Genomic DNA, 26,156 nt, shown 5'->3' with positions numbered 1-26,156 from the left:
AGCCTACGCAGGGGTCGGGTTGGCGGCGTGGGTGAGGGTCTCCCAGGCCACGAAGAGGTCGTCGGTGCCGCCGGGCCGCTGGCTCCGCGCCAGCTTCGAGGTCTGCGGCAGCGCGAGGTGCATCCGCCCCTGGAGGTGGTTGAGGGCGACCTCGACGTCGGGGCCCATCGTGCGCGTGATCCGGCCGCCGCACAGCCAGCGCGGGGCGGCCTCGCCGAGCTGGTAGCGGGCGTGGAACTCCAGGGCGGCGGCGAGCCGGTCGGCCTCCTCGCGGTAGAGGTCGAGGCCCTGGTGCCAGGCGGTCTCGGCGATGTGGGCGGTGGCGGCGAGGGAGTAGCCGATGTGCATGAAGTTGCGGCAGGTCTCCTGGCCGAGGCCGTCGCGGTAGGTGCGCTGCCCGAACCAGTACGTGGCCAGCTCGTCGGCCGTGTCGATGGTCCCGCCGGGCGGACGCTTGGGCAGCGCCCCGTCGGAGGCCAGGTAGAAGTAGGCGGGGACGCGGGCGCGGTAGCGCCGTACCGCGTCCTGGAAGACCGTACGGTCCTCCAGGAACACCGCCATCCCGATGGCGGCGTCGGTCATGGCGAGCTCCCAGTTGCCGTTGTAGTCGGGGACCTGGGCGGTGACCTCCGGCAGATAGGCCTTGCGCAGCATCCACTTGAAGCGCTGCACCTCCGGCTGCTTCCAGGCGGGATATCCGGCGTGCACGATCTCGGCGGCGCGCGCCCAGGAGGAGCCCGACCAGGCGGTCTGGAGGTCGGCGTCGTCGCGGGTGTGCTGCTTGACCGTCCCCGACCAGGCGTCCATGATCTCGACGGCCTTGTCGGCGTGCGACCGCTCGCCGGTGACGGACCACATCAGGGCCTGGGTGTACGCGGCGATGGCGTCCTCGCGTTCGGCGACGCAGGCGTCGGTGCCCGCGTTGGAGGCGCAGGCGACGACCTTCGCGGGGTGCGGGGTGTAGTCGGGCGCGGCGTACCTGCTGGCGCGCATCTTCTCGTACGCGGACTTCCAGGGCTCCCTTCCGGCGGCGACATGGGCGCGGACGGCCGCCAGCTGGGCACCGCCGACGAGGACTCCGGGGTGCCTGAAGTGCTCGGGCGCGGTGCCGGCGGGCGGCGCGGCGGCCTCGGGCGCCCCGGGCTTCGCGCCACAGCCGGTGGCGGCGAGCAGCAGCGCGGCGCAGGCGGCGGCGCACGCGGCGGCGTGGACCAGGCGGACGCGCCCGGCGGGGAGGAGCCTCTGACGACGGTTCACGCGTCCAAGGTGGCCCGCGCCATCCCGCCACGCATCCGCTGCTAGGCCGATGGCCGGTCAGCCGGGTCGGCCGGGTCGGCCCGGTCAGCCGCCGAACGACATCGCGGCGAGCCCCTTGCGCAGGTCCTCCGGGTTCATGACCGGCGAGTAGTGGACCTTGGCGTTGAGCCCGATGAAGAAGGGCTCCGAGATCACCGGCAGGTCGGCCGGCTCGGCCAGGTCGAAGAAGAGGTACGCCGTCCGGCAGCCGTCCTCGACGGTGAAGTAGGCGGCTTCGGGGCGGAGCTTCTCCAGCGTGGCCTCCATCGTCTTCTGGAGGGTGCCCGCCTTGATGGCCTCGTTGGAGGCCGGGGTGTCCATCTCAACCTTCAGCAGCATGCGCATGACGCCGGCCTTTCCCGACCGGGCGGAGGCTCCGTTCGGTACGTCCTCGGTACACCCGGACGCGCTTGTCTCCAGCCTCCCCCCTCCGTCGCGGCCGGTCCACTCGGGCTCTACACGGCCACCAACGCGCAGCGCCTGACGAGCTCGTCCATCGACAGGCCGAGGACTCCGGCGAGGGCGGCGACGGTGAAGAAGGCGGGGGTCGGGGCCCGGCCGGTCTCGATCTTGCGGAGGGTCTCGGCGGAGAGGCCGGCCGCCGCGGCGATCTCGGCCATCGAGCGCCCGCCACGGGCCTCGCGCAGCAGCGTGCCGAGGCGTTCGCCGCGCTCGCGCTCTTCCGGGGTGAGAGGGGTGCGTACCATGTCACCCATTCTAATACCGGTATAGTAATTGGCATGGTGGAGATCAAGACGGATACGACCCTGCTGGCGATGCGCGAGGCGGGCCGGGTGGTGGCCCAGGCCCTCGCGGCCGTACGGGAGAAGGCGGCGCCCGGCGTCGCGCTGGACGATCTGGACCGGGTGGCGCGCGAGGTGCTGGCCGGGGCGGGGGCGGGATCGCCGTTCCTGGACTACCACCCGGAGTGGGCCCCGGTGCCGTTCCCGGCGGTGGTCTGCCTCTCGGTGAACGACGCGATCGTGCACGGCGTCCCGGGCGACGCCCGGCTCGCCGACGGCGACCTGGTCAGCGTGGACTGCGGCGCGATCCTCGGCGGCTGGGTCGGCGACGCGGCCGTGAGCTTCACGGTCGGCCGGGCCCGGCCCGAGGACACCCGGCTCGTCGACACGGCGTACGAGGCGCTGGAGGCGGGGATCGCCGCGGCGACGGTGGGCAACCGGATCGGCGACATCGCGCACGCGATCGGCCGGGTCTGCCGCCGCGCCGGATACGGCATCCCCGACGGGCTCGGCGGTCACGGCGTGGGCCGCACGATGCACGAGGACCCGGGCGTCCCCAACGAGGGACGCCCGGGCCGGGGCATGCCGCTGCGGCACGGGATGGTGATCGCGATCGAGCCGATGCTCATCGGCGGCGGCCGCGACGACCACTACACGGCACGGGACGGCTGGACCATCCGCACCCTCGACGGCTCCCGCGCGGCCCACGCCGAGCACACCGTGGCGATCACGGACGAGGGGCCGCGCATCCTGACCGCGCTGTAGGCGTTCAGGGAGCCGGCCGGACCACCATCGCCGAGCCGCCGCCCCTGCGGACGGTCTCGGCGGCGGCCAGCCAGCGTCCGTCCGGCAGGCGCTGGACGCCGGTCGCGGCGCCGATCTCCGGGTTCTGCCGGAAGCCGTGGCCGATCGCTTCGAGCTCGGCGCGGAGCGGGCTGTTCCACAGGGCCGGTTCGAGTTCCGTGGTGGCTTGGTTGCGCTGGCTCGCCCGGGGCGCGGCGATGGCGTCGACCAGCGGCAGGCCCCGGTCCACGACCCCGGTGAGGGTCTGAAGCACGGTGGTGACGATGGTCGCGCCGCCCGGCGAGCCGAGCGCGAGCACCGGCCGGCCGGTCTTGTCGAGCACGATCGTCGGCGAGATGGAGGAGCGCGGGCGCTTGCCGGGGCCCGGCAGGTTGGGGTCGTGGACGGCCGGGTTCGCCGCGGCGAAGGAGAAGTCGGTCAGCTCGTTGTTGAGCAGGAAGCCGCGGCCCGGGACGGTGATGCCGCTGCCGCCCGTCGACTCGATGGTGAGGGTGTAGGCGACGACGTTGCCCCACTTGTCGGCGACCGTCAGATGGGTGGTGTTCTCCCCTTCGTACGTGGTCGGCGCCGCCGTCCCGCCGCTCGCGCAGGGCGCCGGATGACGCGGGTCGCCGGGCGCGAGCGGGCTGGTCAGGACGGCGTCGTCGCGGATCAGGCAGGCCCGGGAGTCGGCGTACCGCTGGGAGAGCAGCCCGCGCACCGGGACGTCCTCGAAGGCCGGGTCGCCGACCCAGCGGCCCCGGTCGGCGAAGGCGATCCGGCTGGCCTCGATGTAGCGGTGCAGATAGCGGGCCTGGGAGGCGCGGGCGAGGTCGGTGCCCTCCAGGATGTTGAGCGCCTCGCCGACGGTGGTGCCGCCGGAGGAGGAAGGCGCCATGGAGTAGACGTCGAGCCCCCGGTAGGACACCTTCGTGGGCTTGCGCAGAATCGTGTCGTACCCGGCCAGGTCCTCTTCCGTCAGGTCGCCGGAGCGCACCACGCGGGTGGCGTCCGGGCGGACCGGCGGGTGCTGGACGGTGTTCACGATGTCGCGGGCGAGCGGGCCCCGGTAGAGCGCGCCGACACCCTCGCGGCCCAGCTTCGCGTAGGTCCGCGCCAGGTCGGGGTTCTTGAAGGTCGCGCCGACCACGGGCAACTGCCCGCCGGGCAGGAAGAGTTCGGAGGTGGCGGGGAAGTCGCGGAAGCGGGCCTCGTTGGCGGCGGTCTGCGCGCGGAAGGTCGCGTCCACGGTGAAGCCGTCGCGGGCGAGCCGCTCAGCCGGTTCGAGGAGCCTGCCCAGCGGCTTGCTGCCCCAGGCGTCGAGCACGGTGTCCCAGGTGGCGGGGGTGCCAGGGGTGCCGACGCCGCGGCCGCTGGTCTGGCCCTCCTCGAAGGGGATGGGCTTGCCGTTCTCCACGAAGAGGTTCGCGTCGGCGGAGCGGGGCGCGGTCTCGCGCCCGTCGACGGTGTGCACCGTACGGGACTTGGCGTCGTAGTAGACGAAGTAGCCGCCTCCGCCGATGCCGGCCGAGTACGGCTCGGTCACGCCGAGCGCCGCGGCGACGGCGACGGCGGCGTCCACCGCGTTGCCGCCCTTGCGGAGCACCTCGATTCCGGCGGCGGAGGCGTCCGCGTCGACGCTGGCCACGGCCCCGCCCCAGCCGCTGGCGACGGGCACCTTGGCGGGCGGCGCCTGCGCCGGTGCCGCCGCCGTCGGTGGGGCGGCCGCACCCACCGAGAGCACCGTCGCGACGACGGTGAGAGCCGACAGGTTCCGTGCGGCGGAACGCCGCGTCCGAGACTGCATCCGTACCTCCAGTCAACGCCCGTCCGCGCAGCGTAACTTCTGCCCATGGCTCCCGTCAGGACGACCTCTCGAACGGGCGCATGTTCCCCCGCTAGCATGCGCGCCCATGAACGAAGACCTGCGCAATGTCGTCCTGGGCGTGCTGGCCACCGGGGTCAGCGGCTCCCTCGGCTGGCTCACCCGCACCTATCTCTGGCGACGACGGCTCCGCCGCAAGCAGGCCTTCTTCGGCCTCCCCCACCACTCGGAGTGCCTGCTCGTCGTCAACCGGGAGGCGGGCAACGACGGCGCCGTGCACCGCTTCGACGTCTCCGCGCTGCTCGAACTCGCCGCGCTGATCAAGGACTGCGGGGCGCACGCGCAGATCGTCCAGCACGATCTGGCCCAGCTCGGCTTCGGCGACCGCACGGAGTTCTGCGTCGGCGGTCCGGGCTCGAATCGCCGGATGGCCGCGCATCTGTCCTCGCTCCTGCCGGGTCTGACCATGAGCGTGGAGCGGGAGCCGGTGGAGGAGCGGGGTGCGATACGGATCGGGGAGGACCGCTACCGGATGGAGCCGGGGGTGTCCGAGTACGTCCTGCTCGCCCGGGTCACCGCGGGCGAGGGCGGGCGCCCGGTCTTCCTCTTCTGCGGCCAGCGGGCGATCACCAACCAGGCGGCCACCCGCTACCTGGCCCGGCACCACGAACGCCTCGCCCGCACCCACCGGGGCGGCAGCTTCGTCCTGCTCCTCAAGGTGGTCAACTCGCAGGCGTACGGCCCCGATGTCGTCGAGCTCGTCGCCGACGTGACCCGGCGGGCGCTGACCCCTATCCCCGCCAGCCGACCCGCACCGGCATCGACTTGATCCCGTTGATGAAGTGGGAGACCAGGCGGCGGGGCGGCCCTGCGGTCTCCAGGTCCACACAGGCCTCCCGCATCTCCTCGTGCAGCAGCCGGAGTTGGAGCCGGGCGAAGTGGGCGCCGAGGCACACGTGCGGGCCGTCGCCGAAGGAGACCTGCGGATTGGGCGTACGGGAGAGGTCGAGGCGGTACGGGTCGGCGAAGGCGCGCTCGTCGAAGTTGGCGGAGGCGTGGAAGACGACGACCTTGTCCCCGGCGGCGATCGGCACCCCGGCCAGCTCGGTGTCGCGGGCGGCGGTGCGCCGGATGTGCAGCACGGGCGGGTGGACGCGCAGGAGTTCACCGACGGCCGTGTCGACGTCCACCGCCCCGTCCCACAGCCTGCGCCGCTCGTCGGGGTCTCCGGCGAGGGCCAGCAGCCCGCCGGGGGCGGCGCTGCGGACGGTGTCGTTGCCCGCGACGGTGAGGAGGAAGAAGAACATCTCCAGCTCGGCGTCCTGGAGTTCGGAGTGCGCGAGCACGGTCATGATGTCGTCGGCGGGGTGGTCGCGCTTGTAGTCGGCGAGCGCCTGCGCGTAGTCGAACATCTCGGCGAGCATGGCCGGTGAGCGGGGGTTGACCGGTCGCCCGTCGGCGTCCAGGACGGGTGGCTCGTCCGGGTCCTGGTAGGCGATGACCCGCTCGGTCCAGGCGTGCAGCAGATCGCGGTCGCCCGGCGACATGCCGAGCAGGTCGGTGAGGTTGAGCAGCGCGTAGTCGTCGGTGACGTCCCGTACGAGATCGAAGCCGTCGCCCGCCTCCCGCGCCTCGCGCAGCAGCGCGCGGGCCCGCCGCCGGGCAGTGTCGGCGAAGCGCTCGGTCCTGCCGGGCGTGAAGGCCCGGCTGACCAGCCGCCTCAACCGCCCGTGGTGGGGCGGGTCCTGATTGAGCATCATGCGCTGGATGAACGGCAGGTCGGCGGGGTCGGGGTCGCGGATCTGGGTGGCGCCGAGGTACGAGGAATAACCGGCGGGGTCCTTGAGGACGCGCACGACGTCGGCGTGCCGGGTAACCGCCCAGAAGCCCGGCCCGGCGGGCCAGCCGAGCACCTCGTACTCGTCCTGCCAGGCGACGGGGTGGTGGTCGCGGAGGACTCGGAACCGGTCGTGCGGGATGCCGTCGGCGTAGAGCCTCGGGTCGAAGACGTCGGGTGCGCCGCTCGTTTTCCCCACCGCCTCCATCGCCTTCAGGGTGATGCCGCGTCCATCATGACAGGCGGACGCGGCGCCGGGGCGTGGACGGGACATCGCGCTCCGCCCGCTACGGCGCGTGGCGTGCGCCCGTCCCCCGATAGGGGGGAGCCGCGGTGTGGCGGCCCTCGCCGGATCCTTCCGCCGTGGGCCAATGGCGGGATGACCAGGACCCGCCGCTTCGGCCGCCTTCGCCGGGCGGCGGCCCGCCGCCGGACGGAGGCGTCCCGGCCCGAGGCCGCCTCGCCCCGGCTGACCCTGCTCCTGCTGAGCCTGCCGGGCCTGGCGGCGGTGGCCGCGCTGCTGTTCACCTGGCTCCAGGTGGGCCAGACGGGCAAGGAGCTGCGGATCTCCGAGGAGGGCCAGATCACGACCCGCTTCAACGCCGCGATCGACAACCTCGGATCGGGTTCGACGGACGTCCGGCTCGGCGGGATCTACGCGCTGGAACGCATCATGAAGGACTCCGCGGCGGACCAGCCCGCGGTCGCCTCCGTCCTGTCCGCGTACGTACGGCGCCACGCGCCCCTGCCGGCCACCGCGCCCGCCCCTCCCCCGGACGTCAGCGCCGCCCCGAACGTGCTCGTCCGCCGCAGGCCCGACCGGGACGGCGGCCTGATGGTCGACCTGAGCGGGACGGCTTTGCCGAACTGGAAGCCGACGTACGCGTACCAGGACCGGTCCGTCCACCTGCGGAACGCGGTGCCGACCGGGTCCGACCTGAGCGGCGTGGACCTGGCCGGGGCGGATCTGGCCGGTGCGCGCTTCGACGGAGCGAGGCTGACGGGCGCCCGGCTGGCCGACGCGGACCTCTCCGAAGCCCTCTTCGACCGCGCGAAGCTGGGCGACGCCGACCTGATCGGCGCGAACCTCACCGGCGCCTCCTTCGACGACGCGGACCTCGCGGGCGCCGCCCTCGCGCGCGCGAGCCTCCAGAAGGCCTATCTCGCGCGCGCGAGACTCAGTGGGACGAACTTCGAACGGGCCGATCTGCGAGAGGCGACGTTCTGCGTGGGCATCGCCCCCTGCTCCAGGTCGGTGGACGGCGTCAACCTCGCGGGCGCCGACCTGGCCGGAGCCGCGCTTGAGGCGCTCGACCTGCGCAAGGTCCGCTTCTGCGACCGGGAGACGCTCGTCCTGCACGCCCAGGGGCCCGCACGGGGCCCGGCCGCCACGGGTACGGAACCGGATCGGATCGGATGCGCCTCGCTGCGAGGCGCGTTCCTCAACCGGGCGAACCTCTCCGGCGTCGACCTGAAGGGCGCCGACCTCCGGGACGCCTGGCTGCTCGAAGCGGATCTGTCGCGCGCCAACCTGAGCGGTGCCGATCTGACCGGGACGGTGCGGTATTCCACCCGTTTCGACGGGGCCGATCTCACCGGAGCCAAGGGGATCCCGGCCGACGCGACCGGCCACCCGCTCCCCCAGCGCTGACGCCCCTCGCCCCGCCCCGTATCGCCCATCTCACATCCGACATCCCGGAAATAGTCCATATTTTCGGAACCACTCCCGGTATCCAGGACTCTCTCCCCCCGTAAGAGATCTTCACCGGAGGTAGTCCCCGTGCGCCGCATACCCGTCCCCGCCCTGCTCGCCACCACCGCCCTGGCCCTCACGCTCGGGGCCTGTTCCGGTGGGTCCGGCGGCAAGGGCGGGGCGGGAGAGGCGGCGCGGGAGACGCCACCGGTGCGCGTGTCGGTGAATCTGACCGGTACCCAGGCGGCCCCAGGCAAGCCTGTCGTGGTGCGGGCGGCCGAGGGGCAGCGGCTGACGCAGGTGACCGTGACCGACTCCCAGGGCGGGAAGCTGACCGGCGAGGTCGCCGCCGACGGGGCGAGCTGGACGTCGGACCGGCCGGCCGCGCCGGGGACGACGTACTCCGTGGCGGCCCAGGTCGCCGACGGGGGCAGCGCGACGGCGTCGTTCGGCACGGCCGCGGCCGACAAGGTGAACAAGCTGAGCCTGGCGCCCGGGAAGAACACCACGGTCGGCATCGGCCAGCCGCTGTCGATCGTCTTCGACCACCCGGTGAAGAACAAGGCCGAGGTGGAACGGCGCCTGAAGGTCACCACCTCGAACGGCACCGTCGGCTCCTGGGGCTGGATGCAGGACTGGTCGGGCAAGGACCGGGTCGACTGGCGCCCGAAGGAGTACTGGAAGTCAGGCACGAAGGTCACCCTGGACGCGGAGCTGAACGGGGTCGACTCGGGCGCCGGGGGCTGGTTCGTGCGCGACTACACGACCACGTTCACCATCGGCCGGAGCCAGGTCGTGAAGGTCGACCTGGACAACCACCGGCTGCGGCTGCTGCGGGACGGGCAGGAGGTCGCGGACATGCCGATGTCGGCCGGCACGCCGGGCGGCGAGAAGGCCTCCTGGCGCGGGAAGACGGTCCTGATGTCCAAGGAGGGCACGATCAACATGCGCTCCGAGACGGTCGGGCTCGGGGACGCGTACGACAAGATGGTCGACTACTCGATGCGGCTGACCTGGTCGGGGATGTACGCGCACGCGGCCCCGTGGAACGCGGCGTACTTCGGCAACGCGAACAAGAGCTCCGGCTGCATCGGGATGAGCGACGCGAACGCGAAGGCCGTGTACGACCAGGTGCAGGTCGGCGACCCGTTCGAGATCACCGGATCCGACGCCAAGGGGACGCAGGCGCTGAACAACGGCTACGGCGAGTGGAACCTCTCGTGGGCCGAGTGGCAGGGCAAGAGCGCGCTGCGGTGACGTGGACAGTCCACCAATCGTTACCCTCGCGTAACTTACCGACCAGTTACCTTGAGTAAGCCGCCACGGTTACCGTCGGGTCACTTTCACTGCCCCCCCTTCAGTGAACCAGTGAGGAGTGACCCGTGCGCACAGCCCTGGCCTTCGCCGTCTCGGCCGCCCTCGTCGCCGGGACGGCCCTCGGGCTCGCCCCCGCCGTCCAGGCCGCCGAGACCGGCTCTTCCCTCCGCTTCGTCGACATCGCCGGGGACGGCGGCACCGTCCTCAAGGCCAACGTCGTCACCCCGGCCGGAGCCGACGCCTCGGCCCGCTACCCGGTGATCGTGCTCCCCACCAGCTGGGCCATGCCCCAGGTCGAGTACCTCGCCCAGGCCCAGAAGCTGGCCGACTCCGGCTATGTCGTGGTGAGTTACAACTCGCGCGGCTTCTGGCAGTCCGGCGGCGAGATCGAGACCGCGGGCCCCAAGGACATCGCGGACGCCTCCCTGGTCGTCGACTGGGCGCTGGCCAACACCCCCGCGGACCCGGACAAGGTCGGCATGGCCGGCGTCTCCTACGGCGCCGGGATCAGCCTGCTCGCCGCCGCGCACGACAAGCGGATCAAGGCCGTCGCCGCGCTCAGCGGCTGGGCCGACCTCATCGACTCCATCTACAGCGGGCGCACCCAGCACCTCCAGGCCGCCGCCCTGCTCGGCGGCGCCGGCTACCTCACCGGCCGCCCTGGCCCCGAACTCCGGTCGATCCTCAGCGACTTCCTCTCGTCCAACCTGGACAAGGAGGACGAGATGATCGCCTGGGGCCGCGAGCGCTCCGCCACCACCTACCTCGACGCGCTCAACACCAACCGCCCGGCCCTGATGCTGGGCAACGCCTGGGGCGACACCATCTTCCCGCCCAACCAGTTCGCGAGCTTCTACGAGAAGTTCAGCGGCCCCAAGCGGCTGGAGTTCCGCCCCGGCGACCACGCCACCGCCGAGGCGACCGGACTGCTCGGGCTGCCCAACGACACCTGGACCAACGCCCATCGCTGGTTCGACCACTACCTCAAGGGCGCCGACAACGGCATCGACCGCGAGCGGCCCGTCCAGCTCAAGCCGCGCTCCGACGCCGGCTACGAGGGGTACGCGGACTGGAAGTCGGTCAACGCGAACCGGCGCAAGTTCGCGCTCGCCGACTCCGAGCACGTCTGGGCCAACGTCGACTCCGGCGCCAACGGCGGCATCGTCATGCTCTCCAACCTCCTCGACCAGTTCTTCCAGGCGCCGCCCACCGCGTCGATCCCCCTGCTCCCCCGCGCCTTCGCGGGCGTCTGGCAGTCCGAGCGCTACGCCACCGCGCAGCGGGTGCGCGGCACCGCGACGCTGCACACCACGGTCACCCCGACCGCCGGGAGCGGCACCTTCGTCGCGTACCTCTACGACGTGGGCCCGCTCGGCGTCGGCAAGCTGGTGACCAACGCCCCGTACACCTTCCACGACCGGACCCCGGGGAAGGCCTTCGCCGTCGACCTGGACCTGTTCTCCACCGCGTACGACGTGCCCGCCGGGCACCGGCTCGCCCTGGTCGTCGACACCGTCGACCCGCTCTACATCGAGCACAACCCGACCGGCGCGCAGCTGACCTTCTCCTCCCCCACGGCCGACCCGTCCTACGTGTCGGTCCCGCTGCGGGCGGAGTGATCACCGGCTGCTGCCGGGCGGGCAGGGCCCGTGCGGGGCGGGCTACTCCCGGCCCGGCAGCACCGTGACCGGCTCGGCGGGGGCGACGTCCACGGCCCTGGTCCGCGGGCTGCGCCGCTCCCGCCTGGCCACCCAGGTGGCGAACCAGGAGAGCAGCATGCACATCCCGATGTAGATGGGCGAGATCACCATCACGACGGGGATGAACGGCAGGTCGTAGTCCAGGTTGGACGCGATCAGCTTGCCGGCGTGCAGGAACTCCTCGTAGGTGATGAGGTAGCCGAGCGAGGTGTCCTTCAGGGCCACCACCAGCTGGCTGATGATGGCGGGCAGCATCGCCCGCAGCGCCTGCGGCGCCAGGACGTACGTCATCACCTGGGTCTTGCGCATGCCGAGCGCGTACGCCGCCTCCCCCTGCCCCCGGGCCACCGCGTGGATGCCGGTGCGGAAGACCTCGGCGAGCACCGAGCCGTTGTACAGGGCGAGTCCGGCCACCAGCGCGGGCAGCGGCTGGACCTTGAGGGCCACGAAGATGAAGAAGATCATCACAAGGACCGGCATGGCCCGGAAGAACTCCACGAGCACGGTGGAGGTCCAGCGGAAGACCTGGTGCTCGGAGAGCCGCCCGGTGGCGAGCACCGCCCCCAGCACGAGGGAGAGCACCGAGGCGTACGCGAAGGCCTTGAGGGTGTTGCCGAGGCCGCGCAGCAGCAGCTCCTGGATGCCCTTGTACGTGAAGGGCGCCCACTTGGTGGCGGTGAACTGGCCGATGTCGAAGAGGAGATAGAGGATCCAGGCGGCGAGGCCCAGGATGACGACGGTCGAGATCACCCCGTAGAGCAGATGGCGCCTGCGGGTGCGGGGGCCCGGGATGTCGTAGAGCGCGGTGGAGGCGGCGGCGGTGGCGGTGGTCATCGGGCGACTCCCCAGCGCTTCTCCAGGAAGTGGAAGAGCGCGCTGATGGCGAGGGTGATGATGAGGTAGCCGACGGCGATCCAGACGAAGGTCCAGACGATGTTGTAGCCGAGCTCGCTCAGGGTCTTGTAGGTGCCGAGGAGTTCGGTGACGCTGAACGCCCCGGCGATGGCGGAGTTCTTGGCGAGGGCGATGAGGGTGGAGCCGATCGGCGGGATGACCGAGCGGAAGGCCTGCGGCAGGACGACGGCGCCGAGGGTCTGCCCGAAGGTCATGCCGAGACTGCGGGCGGCCTCGCCCTGGCCGAGGGGCACGGTGTTGATGCCGGAGCGCAGCACCTCGCAGATGAAGGCCGAGGTGTAGCAGCCGAGGGCGAGGATCGCGAACAGCTTGAAGGGCAGCACGACGCCGAACCGGGGCAGCCCCAGCATGACCGCGAAGAACAGCAGGGTGAGCGGGGTGTTGCGCAGCACCGTGACCCAGACGGTGCCGAAGACCCGGAAGGAGCCCACGGGCGCGACCCGGAAGGAGGCCATCAGGAAGCCGAGGACGAGGGCCAGGATCGAGGCGTAGAAGGTGAGTTCGACGGTGCCGAGGAAGCCCTCGCCGTAGAGCGAGAAGTTCTGTGTCAGGACGTCCATGGGGAGGCGGTGCCCCTTCCTCAGCCGGCCGGGTAGCGGTCGATGGCGGGCGGTGTCGGGGCGGGCACGCCGGACAGACCGAGGGTCACGTCGTAGGCCTTCTTCCAGTCGCCGTTCTTCTCGTGGGCCTCGATGGCGTCGTCGAGGGCGAAGCGCAGCGCGTTGTCGTCGTGCGGCACGCCGATGCCGTAGGGCTCCTTCGAGAAGGGTTTGCCGGCCAGTTTGAGTTCGTCGGGGACCTTGGCCGCGTAGCCCATGAGGATGGTGTCGTCCGTGGTGACCGCGTCGACCTGGTAGGTGAGCAGGTTGTCGACGCAGACCGAATAGGTGTCGTACGCGACGAGTTCGGCTTTCGGGTAGTCCTTCTGGATGCGCTGGTACGGGGTCGATCCGGCGGCCGAGCAGACCCGCTTGCCGTCGAGGTCCTGCGGCCCGTGGATGTCGTTCTCGTCGGTGCGCACGAGCAGCGACTGGCCGGCCAGGTAGTAGGGCCCGGCGAATCCGACCAGCTTCTTGCGGTTGTCGTTGATGGTGTAGGTGCCGACGTAGTAGTCGATCTGGCCGTTCTGCAGGGCGGTCTCGCGGTTGGCGGAGGCGATCGTGCGGAAGCTGATGGTGGCCGGGTCGAAGCCGAGCGAGGCGGACATCATGCGGGCGATCTCGATGTCGAAGCCCGAGTAGGTGCCGGTGGCGGGGTCCTTCTCGCCCATGTAGGGCTGGTCCTCCTTGGCGCCGACCACGAGGTGGCCGCGCTTCTTCGCCCGGTTCCAGGTCGGGGAGTCGGGCAGGGTGAAGCCCGACTGGACCTGGTAGACGGGGAGTTGGCCCGGCTTGGGGCCCTTGACCGGCGGGCTGCCCTCCCTGCCGCAGCCCGCCGTGCCGCCGAGCGCGGCGGCGAGCAGCAGGGCGAGCGCGGCGAGGGTTCGTTTCGTACGCTGCATGGCTCCCGGTCCGGTCAGTGCTTGAGGATCTTGGACAGGAAGTCCTTGGCGCGCTCGCTGCGCGGGGCGGTGAAGAAGTCCTCGGGCGCGCGGTCCTCGACGATCCTTCCGTCGGCCATGAAGACCACGCGGTTGGCGGCGGAGCGGGCGAAGCCCATCTCGTGGGTGACGACCACCATCGTCATGCCCTCCTGGGCCAGCTGCTGCATGACCTCCAGGACCTCGTTGATCATCTCCGGGTCGAGGGCGGAGGTCGGCTCGTCGAAGAGCAGCGCCTTGGGGTCCATGGCGAGGGCGCGGGCGATGGCGACCCGCTGCTGCTGGCCGCCGGAGAGCTGGGCGGGGAACTTGTCGGCGTGCGCGGCGAGGCCGACCCGTTCGAGGAGTGCGCGGGAGCGCCGGTCCGCCTCGTCCCGCTTGCGCTTGCGGACCTTGATCTGTGCGAGGGAGACGTTGGCGAGGACGGTCTTGTGGGCGAAGAGGTTGAAGGACTGGAAGACCATGCCCACCTCGGCGCGCAGCCGGGCGAGCGCCCGGCCCTCCTCGGGCAGCGGCCGGCCCTCGATGAGGATCTCGCCCGACTCCACGCTCTCCAGGCGGTTCATGGCCCGGCAGAGCGTCGACTTGCCGGAGCCGGAGGGGCCGATGACGACGACGACTTCGCCGCGGCCGACGGTGAGGTCGATGTCCTGGAGGACGTGCAGCGTGCCGTAGTGCTTGTTGACGCCACGCAGTTCGATCAACGGATCATCGCCGACGGCCATACGCTGCCCTGCCCCTGTGTCTCTCGGCTGGTGTCGAGGTCAGCGCAAACTATCCAGCTCGAAAAGGGACTTCACCGCCGACACGCATGAAAGCGGGAGAAGCACGATAAGCCGTATTTACTGCGGAAGGGTCAACGGGCCGCCTTGCGTCGGCTCGGGTCGGCTCGCGTCGGCTTCCGTCAGTACTCCGCCGACTCGGCGTAGACCTGGGAGAGCTCGGGGGTCCCGTACGCGGCCCAGTCGAGCCCGGCCGCCACCGCGTCGACCTCCCGGCCGGAGGGCAGCCGTACGACGGGCTGCCCGTCGGGCCGCAGCCCCCAGCCCGCCGCCGGGACCGTGCGCACGATGACCGTACCCAGATAGAGCCCGGCGTCGTTGCCGATCCAGGGCAGCTCCTCGGGGTCGTCCCGCCAGCGCGGCGGGAGCTGGTCGAGCGCCGCGAGGGAGCGGGGCGTGTCGTCGAGCACCACTCCGGCCTCCTGGGCACGGGCGCGCAGCAGCTCGCACTCGGCGAGCAGCTCGGCGGCCCCCTCCGGGTCACGGTCGAAGGCCGAGACCAGAGGGGATCGCCCCGCATCATGCTTCTTGCGCCAGTTGTCCAGGAAAGGAATGTTCATCCGAACAGCGTCGCATTGCACCCTCCTGGGGCACCACCCGGCGCGCGGAGATCATCCCGGGGGCCGGGTCACACGTCGAGGTCGACGACGACCGGCGCGTGGTCGGACGCCCCCTTGCCCTTGCGCTCCTCGCGGTCGACGTAGCTGTCCTTGACGGCGTCGGCGAAGGGCTTGTTGCCGTAGACCAGGTCGATGCGCATGCCCTTGTTCTTCGGGAAGCGCAGCTGGCGGTAGTCCCAGTACGTGTACGGGTGGGCGTACTTCAGCGGGCGGGGCACCACGTCGCCGAGGCCGGTCTCGCGCAGCGCGGCGAGCGCGGCCCGCTCCGGCTCGGTGACATGGGTCAGGCCCTCGAACTCGGCGATGTCCCAGACGTCCTCGTCGGTCGGGGCGATGTTGTAGTCGCCGAGCACCGCGAAGGGGCGCTCCCCCGCCGCGTCCTCGGCGACGGCGTCCTTGAGCGCCTCCAGCCAGCGCAGCTTGTACGCGTAGTGGTCGTGGCCGACCTCCCGCCCGTTCGGCACGTAGACCGACCAGACGCGGACGCCGCCGCAGGTCGCGGAGATCGCCCGCGGCTCCTGCGCGCCCTCGTACTCGGGGCCGCCGGGCAGCCCGGAGACCACGTCCTCCAGGCCCACCCGGGAGACCAGGGCGACCCCGTTCCACCGGCCGGTGGCGTTGACCACCGACTCGTACCCCAGCGCGCGCAGCTCCTCGGTGGGGAACTGCTCGGCGGTGCACTTGGTCTCCTGGATGCACAGCACGTCGGTGCCGGTGCTCTCCAGCCAGGCCAGGAGCCGGGGCAGTCGGGCCGTGATCGAATTGACGTTCCAGGTGGCGATGCGCATGGACGCAAGCCTAGCCGCGCCCACCGACACTCCCCCGGATCCGGCTCACAGCTCGGTGGAGGCGCCCGGGGCGAGCCGTCCGTGGTCGGTGCCGCCGAGGCCGCCGATCTGCCGGTCGTAGATGGGCCGGGCCAGGTCGGTGAGCAGGGCGTCGTGGACGTCGTAGGCGCGGCGCGGCTTCACCTCGCGCACGTAGTCGATGACCTCGGAGATCTTGCTCCAGGGGGCCATCACCGGGAGCAGCAGGGTCTCCACCGGGTGGTCGGGGACGGTGAGGGCGTCGCCGGGGTGGAAGACGGAGCCGTCGACCAGATAGCCGACGTTGGTGATCCGCGGGATGTCGGGGTGGATCACCGCGTGCAGCTCACCGTGCACCTGCACGTCGAAACCGGCCGCGGTGAAGGTGTCGCCGTGCCCGACGGTCCGGACCCGCCCGGGGAACGCCGCCGCCAGCTGCTCGGCGACACTCCGCAGCGTCCACAGCTCGGCGGCCGGATTCGCCTCCAGGGCGGCCCGCAGCCGCCCCTCGTCGAAGTGGTCGGGGTGCTCATGGGTGACGAGCAGGACGTCCGCCCCGAGCGCGGCGTCCTCCTCGGTGAACCCACCGGGATCGATGACGAGCGAGCGCCCGTCCTTCTCCAGCCGGACACAGGCGTGCGTGTTCTTCGTCAGCTTCACGGCACCCACATTAGGTGGATCACGCCCGCGGCGTGGTGTCCTCCCTGACGACCCGGCCGACGACCCGCAGGGCGCTCTCGGCCGCGGGCAGGCCGCAGTAGACGGCGGTCTGGAGGAGGACCTCGCGGATCTCGTCCGGGGTGAGGCCGTTGCGCAGGGCGGCGCGGGTGTGGTCGGCGAGGGCCTCGTGGTGGCCGCCGGCGATCAGTGCGGCGAGGGTCACGGCGCTGCGGGTGCGCCGGTCGAGGCCGTCGCGGCTCCAGACCTCGCCCCAGGCGAAGCGGGTGACCAGGCCCTGGAAGTCGGTGCCGAAGTCGTCGGCGAGGGCCTCGTCCACGTGGGCGTCGCCGAGGATCTCCCGGCGCAGCTTGAGCCCGTGCTCGTACGGGTCGGGGCGCGGCGCCTCCGTGTCCTCGGCCGGTGCGGCGGGGCCGGTCTCGCCGGCGGGCGCGACGGCGGCGGGGACCGGCCGCGGCGGCGGGGCGGCGAGGGCGCCGGTGTCCTGGGCGAGGCCGGCGAAGTGACCGACGAGCAGTTCCGTGACGGCGGCGGGCTGTTCGACGGGCGCGAGGTGGGAGGCGCCGGGGACGACGGCGAGCGGCGCGTCGGCGATCCCGGCGACGAGCGTACGGGCCTCGGCCGGGCCGGTGACCTGGTCGTCGGCGCCGACCAGCACCAGGGCGGGGACACCGATCCGCCCCAGCGCCTCGCGGACGTCGAAGACGGCGAGGGCCTCGCAGGCGGCGATGTAACAGCCGGGGTCGGTGGTGCGGACCATCTGCACGGCCCAGTCGACGATGGCGGGCTGCGCGGCGGCGAAGGCCGGGGTGAACCACTGCTCGGGCGCGGTGCGGGCGATCGGCTCCAGACCGTTGGTCCGTACGATCACGCCGCGCTGGCGGAACTCGTCGGCGGTGCCGAAGCGGGGCGAGGTGGCGACCAGGGCGAGCGAGGCCACCCGGTGCGGCGCCCGCAGCGCCAGGTCGAGCCCGATGGCACCGCCGAGCGCGCAGCCCGCGTACCCGAAGCGCTGGATGCCCAGCTCGTCGAGGGTGGCGAGCACCCGGTCCCCGAGTTCGGCCACCGACCCGGCCGGCTGCACGGGCGCGCCGCCGTGCCCGGGCAGGTCGAAGCGGACGACCCGCCATTCGCGGGTGAGGTCGGGTATCTGGCGGTCCCACATGTGGAAGGTGGTGCCGAGGGAGGGGCCCAGGACGAGGACGGGGGCGTCCTCCGGACCGTCGGAGCGGTACTGGAGGGTGGGCGCGGAGGGGGTCGGCGTGGTCGGGGCCGTCGGCGACGTCGCAGGTGTCTCAGGTGTCTCACTCACCCGCCCGACCCTCTCATCCCTGCGCGGCGCCCACGTCGCCGGGTCGGATCCGTCACGGTTTCTCCATAGGAGCGCCGCCGGGCCCCCGTCGTACACCGAGCCACTGCTCCGCGCCGTACGCCTCGAAGCGCTCCGCCTCGGTGAAGCCCAGCTTCCGGGCGAGGCGCAGGGCGCGGGTGTTGGCCACCTGCGTGGTGAGCTGGACGGTTTCGGCGGGGCGGGCGACGGCGCACCAGTCGAGGGCCGCCGCGCAGGCCTCGGCCGCGTAACCCCGGCCCCAGGCGTGGGGCAGGAAGAGGTAGCCGAGTTCGGTGGTGCCGGGGGCCGGGTGGTCGCCGGTGGGCGGGCCGAGGGTGACCAGGCCGATCATCGCGCCGTCGAGCTCGACGACGAAGCAGCCGGGGTGCCGCCCGGGCACCTCGGGCATCATGCGTTCGAGCTCCTCGCGCGGGCGGGTGCCGCCGGTGTGGGCGCCGACCTCCGGCGAGGAGAACAGCTCGACGAACGCCGCCCGGTCCCGCGCCTCGGACGTGCGGAGCGCGAGCCGGGCGGTGCGTATCGGGGCGGGCGGCGGCCAGTCGGCGGGTGCGGGTGCGGTCATGGACGGAACCTAGCGCACGCGCCGGGCGGGGCCAGGGTGGTTCAGAGCGTCGGGATGCCGCTCCACGGGCGGACGGCCTCGATCGCGGCGGCGGTACGGAACACCGTCACGTCGTCGTAGGTGCGTCCGACGACCTGGACCCCGGTCGGCACCCCGTTGGAGGCGAAGCCGGACGGCACGCTCAGCACCGGGCAGCGGCTCGCGATGTTGAAGACCGTGGTCAGCGCCGCGTCCAGGTAGTGGTCGAGCGTGACGCCGCCGACCACGACCTTGGTCGCGGTGTAGTCGTCGTCGGCGTCGAAGGCCGGGATGGCGAGGGTCGGGCAGAGCAGGACGTCGTAGCGGTCGAGCAGGGTGCCCAGCGCGGCCTGCACCTCGCTCTCGACGACCAGGCCCGCCAGGAAGCTGCCGGGCTCGGCGACGTACCGGGCGGTGTCCTCGGCGAAGGCGAGCGCGTACGGGGTGAGCAGGTCGGCGTGTTCGGCGGCGACGGAGGCCACGTACGGTCCGAAGACCGAGCCGAAGTGGATCATCGCGGCCTTGCGGACCTGGGCCCGGGTCACCGGGACCTCGACCTCCTCGACGACCGCTCCGGCCGCGCGCAACGCCTCGGCGACGGCCCGGGTGTTGGCCTCGACCTCGGGGTCGACCGGCCAGTCGCCGAGGCCGACGGAGAGCGCGACCCGCAGCCCCGCGACACCCTCGAAGCGATCCGGCAGCACCAGCTTCGGCCGCAGCGATACCGCGTCGAGCGGGTGCGGTCCCGCGATGACGTTCTGGAGCAGCGCGCAGTCGGCGACGGTGCGGGCCATCGGGCCGTCGTGGCAGTAGGTGTCGAGGTTGAACGGCGCCATGGCCGGGACCCGCCCGTACGGGGGCTTGTAGCCGACGGTGCCGGTGGAGGAGGCGGGGATGCGGATGGAGCCGCCGATGTCGGAGCCGGTCGCGAGGGTGGTCTCGCCCGCCGCGAGGGCCGCGCCCGCGCCGCCGGAGGAGCCGCCCGGCGAGTAGGCAGGGTTCCAGGGGTTGCGGGTGACGCCCCACAGCCGCGACTGGGTGACGGCGGCGCTGCTGAACTCCGGCGTGGTGGTACGGGCGTGGACGATGCCGCCGGCGGCCAGGACCCGCTCGACGACCGGGTGGGTCTCGTCCGCGATCTCGTCCTTGAAGGCGAGGGAGCCGTCGGTGGCCAGGCGGCCGGCTATGGGCTGCTCCTCCTTGGTGGCGACGGACAGCCCCTCCAGCGGGCGGGGCGGCTCGCCCTTGCCCGCGTAGCGCGCCTCGGCGGCGCGGGCGGCGGCCATCGCCTCGTCGAAGGTCCGCTCGGCCAGGGCGTTGACGGTCGGCTCGGCGGCCTCGGCGCGGGCGATGACGGCGCCCATCAGCTCGACGGGCGACAGGGTGCGGTCGCGGAACCTGCGCAGGGCCTCGGTGGCGGGGAGATAGGCGAGCTCGGTGGTGTCGGTCATGTGCCTGTTCCTTGTGACGTACTGCCCGATGGGTACGGCCTGTTGACGCGTGCGTGATCCGGATGGGCGTCATGAAAGCCGTCGCGCTCGGCACACGTCAATGCTGTTGACGTAAGGCGCGGGACCCGCCGCGCCCCTCAGTCCCCGTCGCCCGCCACCCACTCCAGAGCGTCCTCCCGGCTGTCGAACACCTCCCAGGTCCGCGGCCGCGTCTCCCCCGCCTCCTCGAAGACCAGCTGCGCCGCGACGGCGACGCGGTGGCCCCGCTCGACGAGGTCGGCCAGGACCGCGACCAGGGCCGTCGCCGGGCCCGGGAGCACCGTGGAGACCGCCGTCAGGTCGAGGACCAGCCGGCCGGGCGTGGGCGGGGTGAGGCCCTGGAGGGCGTACAGGAGCGCTTCGGTCTCGGTGAACTCCAGGCTTCCCTGGGCGGTGACCACGCCGATGGTCCGGCCGTCGCGTTCCACGCGTTCGGCGCCGGTGACCGTCGCCGCGTGGAGGCCGGAGTTGTGCATGATGTGCAGGTCGAAGCGCTCCGACATCTCCCCGAGCGCCGCCACGGCCCGGACCGGGTTGCCGGAGGGGTCGAGCGGGGGGCTGTGGACGGCGATGCCGAAGCGGGCCGGGCTGGCCGCGATCAGACCGCCGGAGACGCCGCTCTTGGCGGGCAGGCCGACGTCCAGGAGCCACTGCCCGGCCGCGTCGTACATGCCGCAGGTGGCCATGACGGCCAGGGTGCGGACGGCGTCCGGTTCGGCGACGACCCGGACGCCGGTGACCGGGTTGCGGCCGCCGTTGGCCAGGGTCGCGGCCATGACGGCGAGGTCGACGGCCGTGACGCGGACGGCGCACTGCCGGAAGTACGTGTCGGCCGCCTCCGCCGGGTCGGTCCGCAGCGATCCGGCCGAGCGCATCAGATAGGCCAGGGCGCGGTTGTGGTCCCCGGTGGCGGCCTCGCTGGCGTAGACCTCCTCGTCGACGTCGAGGGGCCGGCCGGCGAACGCCGACAGGCAGTCGAGGACGCGGGCGAACCGCTCGGCCGGGCCGTCGGCCCGTACGAGGGCGGTCGTGGCGATGGCACCGGCGTTGATCATCGGATTGGCCGGCCGCCCGGTCCCGGGCTCCAGGCTGATGGCGTTGAACGCGTTGCCGCTGGGCTCGACCCCGACATGACGCAGCGTCTCACGCGCTCCGAGGTCGCTCAGCGCGAGGGCGTACACGAAGGGCTTGGACACCGACTGGATGGTGAACGCGCTGTCCGTCCGCCCGGCCCGGTACGTGTGCCCGCTCATGCTGACCAGCGCGATGCCGAAGTCGTCCGGATCGGCGAGCGCCAACTGCGGAATGTAGTCGGCGACCCGCCCGTCCCGCAGGGCGGCGAACCTCCGGTGGATCTCGTTGAGGGAATCGGTCACCGGATCCATGGGCACCGGACCTTCGTCGCGCGGGGAACACTGGCGAGGAAGAGCCTTCCCCACGGCGGGGAGAACGTTCGCCGCCGCGCGGGCGATCCCTCAGGGCGATGTCGCCGAGACCACGTACACGCGGGGGAAGGCCGGGTCCGTCAGGTCGACGGTGATGTCGCTCGTGGGGCGGGGCTGTTCGCGGGTGACGGTCGTGCCGGTCCAGGTGCGGGTGGGGGTGAAGGCCCAGCCGACGACGCCCGCGTCGTGGTCGCCGACGCTCGCGCCGGGGGTCAGCGCGGAGCGGCTGGTGCCGCTGTCGTCGAGGTAGGTGTCGAGGCCGTTGGCGGTGGTCGTGAACTGGACGTAGAGACGGCTGGTCTTCCAGTTGCTGGTCTCGTGGTAGCTGACGTTCCAGGCGCCCTTGGGGATGGGGATCTCGAAGACCCGGCGCTTCATCTGGGAGGGCCAGTTGTCCTGGAGGCCGACGGCGGAGGACTCGCGCTCCTTGTCGCGGCCGCTGTCGCGGCTCTGGCCGGCGGAGATGACGAGGTAGCCGGCCGGGATGCCGACGAGGAGCACGATGGTGATGGCGGTGAGCCAGCGGCGGCGCAGCATGTGGCGCCGGTCCTCGGGCAGTTTTCCGTCCTGGGGGGCCGTCGGGTGGGGCACGGTCATGAACGCGGGTCCTGGGGGTTGCGGGGGTCCCGGTCCGTCGCGGGGACCCCGCGCAGGACCTGGGCGTAGCGCCCGTAGCGCTCGTAGCGCTCGACGCGGCGGCGGTTGGCCCGGCGGAAGCGGCGGGCGACGAGGCGGGCCAGGTCGGCGGCGCCGACCATGCCGGCCTCGGGGCCGAGCTGGGCGCGGGCGATCCGGGCCTCGGGGCGGTAGCCGCGGCCGGTGAGGTGGCGGCGGAAGGCGTCCCTGGCGGGGCCGATGAGCAGGTCGTCGGCGGCCGAGACGCCGCCGCCGATGACGAAGCAGGAGGGGTCGAGGGCGGCGGCCAGGTTGGCGATGCCGACGCCGAGCCACTGGCCGATGTCCTGGAGGAGCTCGACGCACATGGCGTCGCCCTCGCGGGCCAGCTCGGTGATGAGGGGGCCGGTGATGTCGGGGACGTTGCCCTTGACCCGCTCGATGATCTCGTACGCGACCGGGGAGTCGGCGGCGGCGAGCTCCCGCGCCTCGCGGACCAGGGCGTTGCCCGAGCTGTACTGCTCCCAGCAGCCGCGGTTGCCGCAGGGGCAGCGGTGCCCGCCGGGGACGACCTGCATATGGCCGAACTCGCCGGCCACCCCGTACTTGCCCCGCTTGACCTGGCCGTCCTCCAGGATGGCGCCGCCGATGCCGGTGCCGAGCGTGATCATGACCAGGTGGTCCTCGCCGCGGCCCGCCCCGAAGCGCCATTCGGCCCAGGCGGCGGTGTTGGCGTCGTTGTCCACCATGACGGGGACGGCAAGACGGTCCTGGAGGGCGTCGCGCAGCGGCTCGTTGCGCCAGGCGAGGTGGGGGGCGAAGAGCACCCTGGCCCGGTCCGCGTCCACCCAGCCGGCCGCGCCGATGCCGACGGCGTGCACGTCGTGGCGGTCGGAGAGGTCCAGGACGAGTTCGGTGATGGTGTCCTCGACGACCTTGGCGCTCTTCGACTTGTCGGGCGTCTCGGTCTTGATCTTCTCCAGGATGTTGCCGTCCGCGTCGACGACGCCGGCCATCACCTTCGTACCGCCGATGTCGATGCCGACGGTCGGCACCCGGGGCGCGGTCAGGTGCGAGCGCCGCTCCCGGGTTCCGACGGTCCGCAGGACCGTGCCGCGAGCCGAGCCGCGGTGCGTGAGATCACGGTAGGTACTCATCGGCTCGATTCTGCCAGGCGGGATGTGTGGGACGCGTTACGAAGCGGAGGACTGCCCCGGAGATCCCGCCGGTCCCGTCGGCCGCTCCAGCTCGTGGCGCAGGTCCTCCAGCTCGCTGCCGCCGGCCATCTGCCGGGTCAACTCGTCCAGGGTGATGGAGTCCTTGGTGTGGCTGCCCGCCATGACACCCCGCTTCAGCAGGACGAAACGGTCGCCGACGAGGTAGGCGTGGTGCGGGTTGTGGGTGATGAGGACCACGCCGAGGCCCTGGTCACGTGCGGCGGCCACATACTTCAGGACCACCCCGGACTGCTTGACGCCCAGCGCGGCGGTCGGCTCGTCGAGGACGAGGACCTTGGCGCCGAAGTGGACCGCGCGGGCGATGGCCACGCACTGCCGCTCGCCGCCCGAGAGGGTGCCGATGGGCTGGTCCACGTCCCGCAGGTCGATGCCCATGCGCAGCAGCTCGGTCCGGGTCGTCTCGCGCATCAGGGCGACGTCGAGGCGCTTGAAGGGGCCCTTGCCCTTGGTCGGCTCGGAGCCGAGGAAGAAGTTGCGCCAGACCGGCATCAGCGGGACCACGGCGAGGTCCTGGTAGACGGTGGCGATGCCCCGGTCCAGGGCGTCGCGCGGGTTGGCGAGCCGGACCTCCTCGCCCTCGATGCGGAAGCTGCCGCCGTCGTGCCGGTGCAGACCGGCGACGATCTTGATGAGGGTGGACTTGCCGGCGCCGTTGTCGCCGAGGACGCAGGAGATCTCGCCCGCGCGGACCTCCAGGGACACGCCTTCGAGGGCGCGGATGTTGCCGTAGTACTTGCTGACGTCGTCGAGCTCGACGAGAGCCGGAGCAGGAGTCGTCACTTCGTGGCCTCCACGCGCTTGCGGATCCAGGCGTTCAGGAGGGTCGCGAGCAGCAGCATGGCGCCCAGGAAGAACTTGAACCAGTCGGGGTTCCACTCGGCGTACACGATGCCCTTGCCGGTCATGCCGAAGATGAACGCGCCGACCGCCGAGCCGATGGCGGAGCCGTAGCCGCCGGTGATCAGACAGCCGCCGATGACGGCCGCGATGATGTAGATCAGCTCGTTGCCGACGCCCTCGCCCGACTGGACGACGTCGAAGGAGAACAGCAGATGCTGGCCGGCGATCCAGGCGCAGAACGCCACGCCCATGTAGAGGCCGATCTTGGTCTTGTAGACCGGGACGCCGACCGCGCGGGCCGCGTCGGAGCCACCGCCGACCGCGAAGATCCAGTTGCCGAAGCGGGTGCGCAGCAGGATCCAGGTGGCGACGGCCACCAGGGCGAGCCACCACAGGATGGTCACCTTGAACTCGACGCCGCCGACGGTCCAGGTGGAGGCGAAGACCTTCTTGGCGGAGGGGAAGCCCTCCATGTCGGCGATCGACTTGGTGGAGACCGTGCCGCTGATCAGCTTGGTGAAGCCCAGGTTCAGACCGGTCAGCATGAGGAAGGTGCCGAGCGTGATGATGAAGCTGGGCAGTTTGGTGCGGGTCAGCATGAAACCGTTGAACGCGCCGATGGCGAGGGTGACGAGCAGCGAGACGCCGACGCCGACCCAGACGTTCGCGGTCATCTGGTAGCTGAACATCGAGGAGACCAGCGCCGAGCTGGTGACCAGCACACCGGCGGAGAGGTCGAACTCGCCGCCGATCATCAGCAGCGCGACCGGCACGGCCATGATGCCGATGGTGGAGGCCGCGTAGAGCACGGTGCCGAGGCTGGAGGCCTTCAGGAAGCTGTCGGCGGCCAGCGAGAAGAAGACGAAGACGGCGATGGCGCCGACGACCGAGCCGAGCTCGGGGCGGGCCAGCAGCTTCTTCATCGGCGAGGTGCGAAGGAGCCGCTCGTCGACGTGGTCCAGGCCGTCGGCGGGCGCCGGTGGCGGGGCGGCGGCGCTCATCGGGTGCCCCGCTCCGTGTAGCCCTTGAGCGCGGCGGCCTGGTCCTTGGTGATGATCTGCGGGCCGGTCAGGACCGGCTTGCCGCCGCCGAGGACGTTGGCGTTGTAGCGGTAGAGCCAGAGCAGGTCGACGGCCTCGTAGCCCTGGAGGTAGGGCTGCTGGTCGACGGCGAAGCCGAGGGTGCCGGCCGCGAGCGCGTCGGCCACCTTGGCGTTGAGGTCGAAGGTGTCGATCTCGGCCTTGCTGCCCGCGCTCTTCTTCGCCTGGACGGCCGCGTCGGCGAACGGCGCGCCGAGGGTGACGACGGCGTCGATGGACGGGTCGGACTGCAGCTTGGCGAGGATGGAGGCCTGGACGTCGGGCATGTTGGTGCCGTCGACGTAGAGGTTCACCAGATCGCCGTCGAAGGTCTTCTTCGCCCCGGCGCAGCGCTGCTCGTGGCCGACGTTGCCCTGCTCGTGCAGGATGCACAGCGCCTTCTTGCGGCCGCGCTTGTCCAGCTCGTCGCCGACCGCCTCGCCCGCGACGGTCTCGTCCTGGCCGATGTGGGTGAGCGCGCCGAAGGCCTTGGAGGCCTCGGCGCCCGAGTTCACCGTGATCACCGGGATGCCGGCCTTCACGGCCTTCTCCACGGCGGTCTTCATCGCGTCCGGCTTGGCGAGCGTGACGATGAGGCCGTCGACGCCCTTGGCCACATACGAGTCGATCAGCTGGGCCTGCTGCTGCGCCTCGTCGCTGTGGGCGTAGAGGAAGTTGATGTTGTCCTTGACCGCGGCCTGCTTGGCACCGTTCTGGACGATGTCCCAGAAGGTGTCGCCGTCGCCCGAGTGGGTGACCATGGCGAAGGTCCAGCGGGGGGTGTCCACCGCTGCCCGTCCCTGGGCCGCGGCCGCCTTGCGGGCGTCCTCCGCGCGCTTGCCGCCGGTGCTGCTGCATCCCGCGAGCGCGGCGGTCAGCGCCACCGCGAGCACGGCGCCGACTGCCGCGCGTACCCCTCCGTTAGGAACCCTGGTCACGAGGCCGTGCCCTCCTTTGTGTCCTTCTGCGTGCATTGCAGTATC

Annotated in this window: 26 protein-coding genes; 5 read left to right on the top strand and 21 right to left on the bottom strand. The window is 72.0% G+C overall.

Annotated features, from left to right (window positions below):
• Nucleotides 1–3 precede the first annotated feature (3 nt).
• The 3 genes from ABTZ54_RS27650 to ABTZ54_RS27640 form a co-directional block, all read right to left on the bottom strand.
• Nucleotides 4–1,215, bottom strand: a complete 1,212-nt coding sequence (locus ABTZ54_RS27650; RefSeq protein ID WP_502997323.1) for an alginate lyase family protein — start codon at nt 1,213–1,215, stop codon at nt 4–6.
• A 126-nt stretch (nt 1,216–1,341) separates the two neighbouring features.
• Nucleotides 1,342–1,641 carry a hypothetical protein gene (locus ABTZ54_RS27645; RefSeq protein ID WP_351668138.1) on the bottom strand — a complete coding sequence of 100 codons (300 nt, stop codon included), beginning with the start codon at nt 1,639–1,641 and terminating at the stop codon, nt 1,342–1,344.
• Between the two features lie 110 nt (nt 1,642–1,751).
• Complete coding sequence (locus ABTZ54_RS27640; protein ID WP_351668136.1) at nt 1,752–2,003, bottom strand: helix-turn-helix domain-containing protein; 252 nt, start codon at nt 2,001–2,003, stop codon at nt 1,752–1,754.
• A 33-nt stretch (nt 2,004–2,036) separates the two neighbouring features.
• Here ABTZ54_RS27640 and map point away from each other — a divergent pair, with 33 nt between their 5' ends.
• Nucleotides 2,037–2,804, top strand: a complete 768-nt coding sequence (gene map / locus ABTZ54_RS27635) for a type I methionyl aminopeptidase (protein WP_351668134.1) — start codon at nt 2,037–2,039, stop codon at nt 2,802–2,804.
• Nucleotides 2,805–2,808: 4 nt separating this feature from the next.
• On the opposite strand, the gene ggt is transcribed toward map, so the two are convergent.
• Nucleotides 2,809–4,629 (bottom strand): gamma-glutamyltransferase, encoded by a 1,821-nt coding sequence (ggt, locus tag ABTZ54_RS27630; protein WP_351668132.1) that lies wholly within the window; start codon nt 4,627–4,629, stop codon nt 2,809–2,811.
• Nucleotides 4,630–4,735: 106 nt separating this feature from the next.
• On the opposite strand from ggt, the gene ABTZ54_RS27625 reads away from it, so the two are divergent.
• Entirely contained in the window at nt 4,736–5,476 is a 741-nt protein-coding gene (locus tag ABTZ54_RS27625) for a hypothetical protein (protein ID WP_351668130.1), read from the top strand.
• Here the strand turns inward: ABTZ54_RS27625 and ABTZ54_RS27620 are convergent.
• A complete protein-coding gene (locus ABTZ54_RS27620; protein WP_351668167.1) occupies nt 5,439–6,692 on the bottom strand; it encodes a cytochrome P450 in 1,254 nt (417 codons plus the stop codon). The genes ABTZ54_RS27625 and ABTZ54_RS27620 overlap by 38 nt on opposite strands.
• A 171-nt stretch (nt 6,693–6,863) precedes the next feature.
• Between ABTZ54_RS27620 and ABTZ54_RS27615 the strand changes: the two genes are divergently transcribed.
• The 3 genes from ABTZ54_RS27615 to ABTZ54_RS27605 all read left to right on the top strand — a co-directional run bounded on the left by ABTZ54_RS27615 (nt 6,864) and on the right by ABTZ54_RS27605 (nt 11,113).
• On the top strand, nt 6,864–8,135 hold the full coding sequence (locus ABTZ54_RS27615) for a pentapeptide repeat-containing protein (protein ID WP_351668128.1): 1,272 nt from the start codon (nt 6,864–6,866) through the stop codon (nt 8,133–8,135).
• A 129-nt stretch (nt 8,136–8,264) separates the two neighbouring features.
• On the top strand, nt 8,265–9,434 hold the full coding sequence (locus ABTZ54_RS27610; RefSeq protein WP_502997322.1) for a L,D-transpeptidase: 1,170 nt from the start codon (nt 8,265–8,267) through the stop codon (nt 9,432–9,434).
• A 125-nt stretch (nt 9,435–9,559) separates the two neighbouring features.
• The gene (locus tag ABTZ54_RS27605) at nt 9,560–11,113 is read left to right on the top strand and encodes an alpha/beta fold hydrolase (protein WP_351668126.1); all 1,554 of its coding nucleotides are present in this window, start codon (nt 9,560–9,562) and stop codon (nt 11,111–11,113) included.
• A 42-nt stretch (nt 11,114–11,155) separates the two neighbouring features.
• Here the strand turns inward: ABTZ54_RS27605 and ABTZ54_RS27600 are convergent, their stop codons facing one another.
• From ABTZ54_RS27600 to ABTZ54_RS27525, 16 genes are all read right to left on the bottom strand, one after another.
• The gene (locus ABTZ54_RS27600; RefSeq protein ID WP_351668124.1) at nt 11,156–12,028 is read right to left on the bottom strand and encodes an amino acid ABC transporter permease; all 873 of its coding nucleotides are present in this window, start codon (nt 12,026–12,028) and stop codon (nt 11,156–11,158) included.
• Nucleotides 12,025–12,669 (bottom strand): amino acid ABC transporter permease, encoded by a 645-nt coding sequence (locus ABTZ54_RS27595; protein WP_351668122.1) that lies wholly within the window; start codon nt 12,667–12,669, stop codon nt 12,025–12,027. Before ABTZ54_RS27595 ends, ABTZ54_RS27600 begins: the two co-directional genes overlap by 4 nt.
• Before the next feature lie 20 nt (nt 12,670–12,689).
• Entirely contained in the window at nt 12,690–13,610 is a 921-nt protein-coding gene (locus ABTZ54_RS27590) for a glutamate ABC transporter substrate-binding protein (RefSeq protein WP_351668120.1), read from the bottom strand.
• Between the two features lie 14 nt (nt 13,611–13,624).
• Nucleotides 13,625–14,374 (bottom strand): amino acid ABC transporter ATP-binding protein, encoded by a 750-nt coding sequence (locus tag ABTZ54_RS27585; protein WP_351668118.1) that lies wholly within the window; start codon nt 14,372–14,374, stop codon nt 13,625–13,627.
• 179 nt (nt 14,375–14,553) lie between these two features.
• Nucleotides 14,554–14,991, bottom strand: a complete 438-nt coding sequence (locus ABTZ54_RS27580) for a DUF6278 family protein (RefSeq protein ID WP_351668116.1) — start codon at nt 14,989–14,991, stop codon at nt 14,554–14,556.
• Nucleotides 14,992–15,059: 68 nt separating this feature from the next.
• Entirely contained in the window at nt 15,060–15,839 is a 780-nt protein-coding gene (locus ABTZ54_RS27575) for an exodeoxyribonuclease III (RefSeq protein WP_351668114.1), read from the bottom strand.
• Between the two features lie 45 nt (nt 15,840–15,884).
• A complete protein-coding gene (locus ABTZ54_RS27570) occupies nt 15,885–16,517 on the bottom strand; it encodes an MBL fold metallo-hydrolase (RefSeq protein ID WP_351668112.1) in 633 nt (210 codons plus the stop codon).
• 19 nt (nt 16,518–16,536) lie between these two features.
• A complete protein-coding gene (gene pcaDC / locus ABTZ54_RS27565; RefSeq protein WP_351668110.1) occupies nt 16,537–17,847 on the bottom strand; it encodes a bifunctional 3-oxoadipate enol-lactonase/4-carboxymuconolactone decarboxylase PcaDC in 1,311 nt (436 codons plus the stop codon).
• A gap of 52 nt (nt 17,848–17,899) precedes the next feature.
• Nucleotides 17,900–18,448, bottom strand: a complete 549-nt coding sequence (locus ABTZ54_RS27560) for a GNAT family N-acetyltransferase (RefSeq protein ID WP_351668108.1) — start codon at nt 18,446–18,448, stop codon at nt 17,900–17,902.
• Nucleotides 18,449–18,489: 41 nt separating this feature from the next.
• The gene (locus ABTZ54_RS27555) at nt 18,490–19,917 is read right to left on the bottom strand and encodes an amidase (protein ID WP_351668106.1); all 1,428 of its coding nucleotides are present in this window, start codon (nt 19,915–19,917) and stop codon (nt 18,490–18,492) included.
• A 137-nt stretch (nt 19,918–20,054) separates the two neighbouring features.
• Complete coding sequence (glsA, locus tag ABTZ54_RS27550) at nt 20,055–21,341, bottom strand: glutaminase A (RefSeq protein ID WP_351668104.1); 1,287 nt, start codon at nt 21,339–21,341, stop codon at nt 20,055–20,057.
• Nucleotides 21,342–21,431: 90 nt separating this feature from the next.
• On the bottom strand, nt 21,432–21,998 hold the full coding sequence (locus ABTZ54_RS27545) for a hypothetical protein (RefSeq protein WP_351668102.1): 567 nt from the start codon (nt 21,996–21,998) through the stop codon (nt 21,432–21,434).
• Nucleotides 21,995–23,173 carry an ROK family glucokinase gene (locus ABTZ54_RS27540; RefSeq protein ID WP_351668100.1) on the bottom strand — a complete coding sequence of 393 codons (1,179 nt, stop codon included), beginning with the start codon at nt 23,171–23,173 and terminating at the stop codon, nt 21,995–21,997. The genes ABTZ54_RS27545 and ABTZ54_RS27540 overlap by 4 nt, the downstream gene beginning before the upstream one ends.
• A gap of 36 nt (nt 23,174–23,209) precedes the next feature.
• A complete protein-coding gene (locus tag ABTZ54_RS27535) occupies nt 23,210–24,034 on the bottom strand; it encodes an ATP-binding cassette domain-containing protein (protein WP_351668098.1) in 825 nt (274 codons plus the stop codon).
• On the bottom strand, nt 24,031–25,095 hold the full coding sequence (locus tag ABTZ54_RS27530) for an ABC transporter permease (RefSeq protein WP_351668096.1): 1,065 nt from the start codon (nt 25,093–25,095) through the stop codon (nt 24,031–24,033). Before ABTZ54_RS27530 ends, ABTZ54_RS27535 begins: the two co-directional genes overlap by 4 nt.
• Nucleotides 25,092–26,147, bottom strand: coding sequence for a sugar ABC transporter substrate-binding protein (locus ABTZ54_RS27525; RefSeq protein WP_502997321.1), 1,056 nt, complete (start codon nt 26,145–26,147; stop codon nt 25,092–25,094). The genes ABTZ54_RS27530 and ABTZ54_RS27525 overlap by 4 nt, the downstream gene beginning before the upstream one ends.
• Between the last annotated feature and the right edge of the window lie 9 nt (nt 26,148–26,156).

The sequence above is a fragment of the Streptomyces sp. NPDC094032 genome, from assembly GCF_040303965.1.
GTDB lineage: Bacteria > Actinomycetota > Actinomycetes > Streptomycetales > Streptomycetaceae > Streptomyces.
This window is presented reverse-complemented; position numbering and strand designations above follow the sequence as displayed.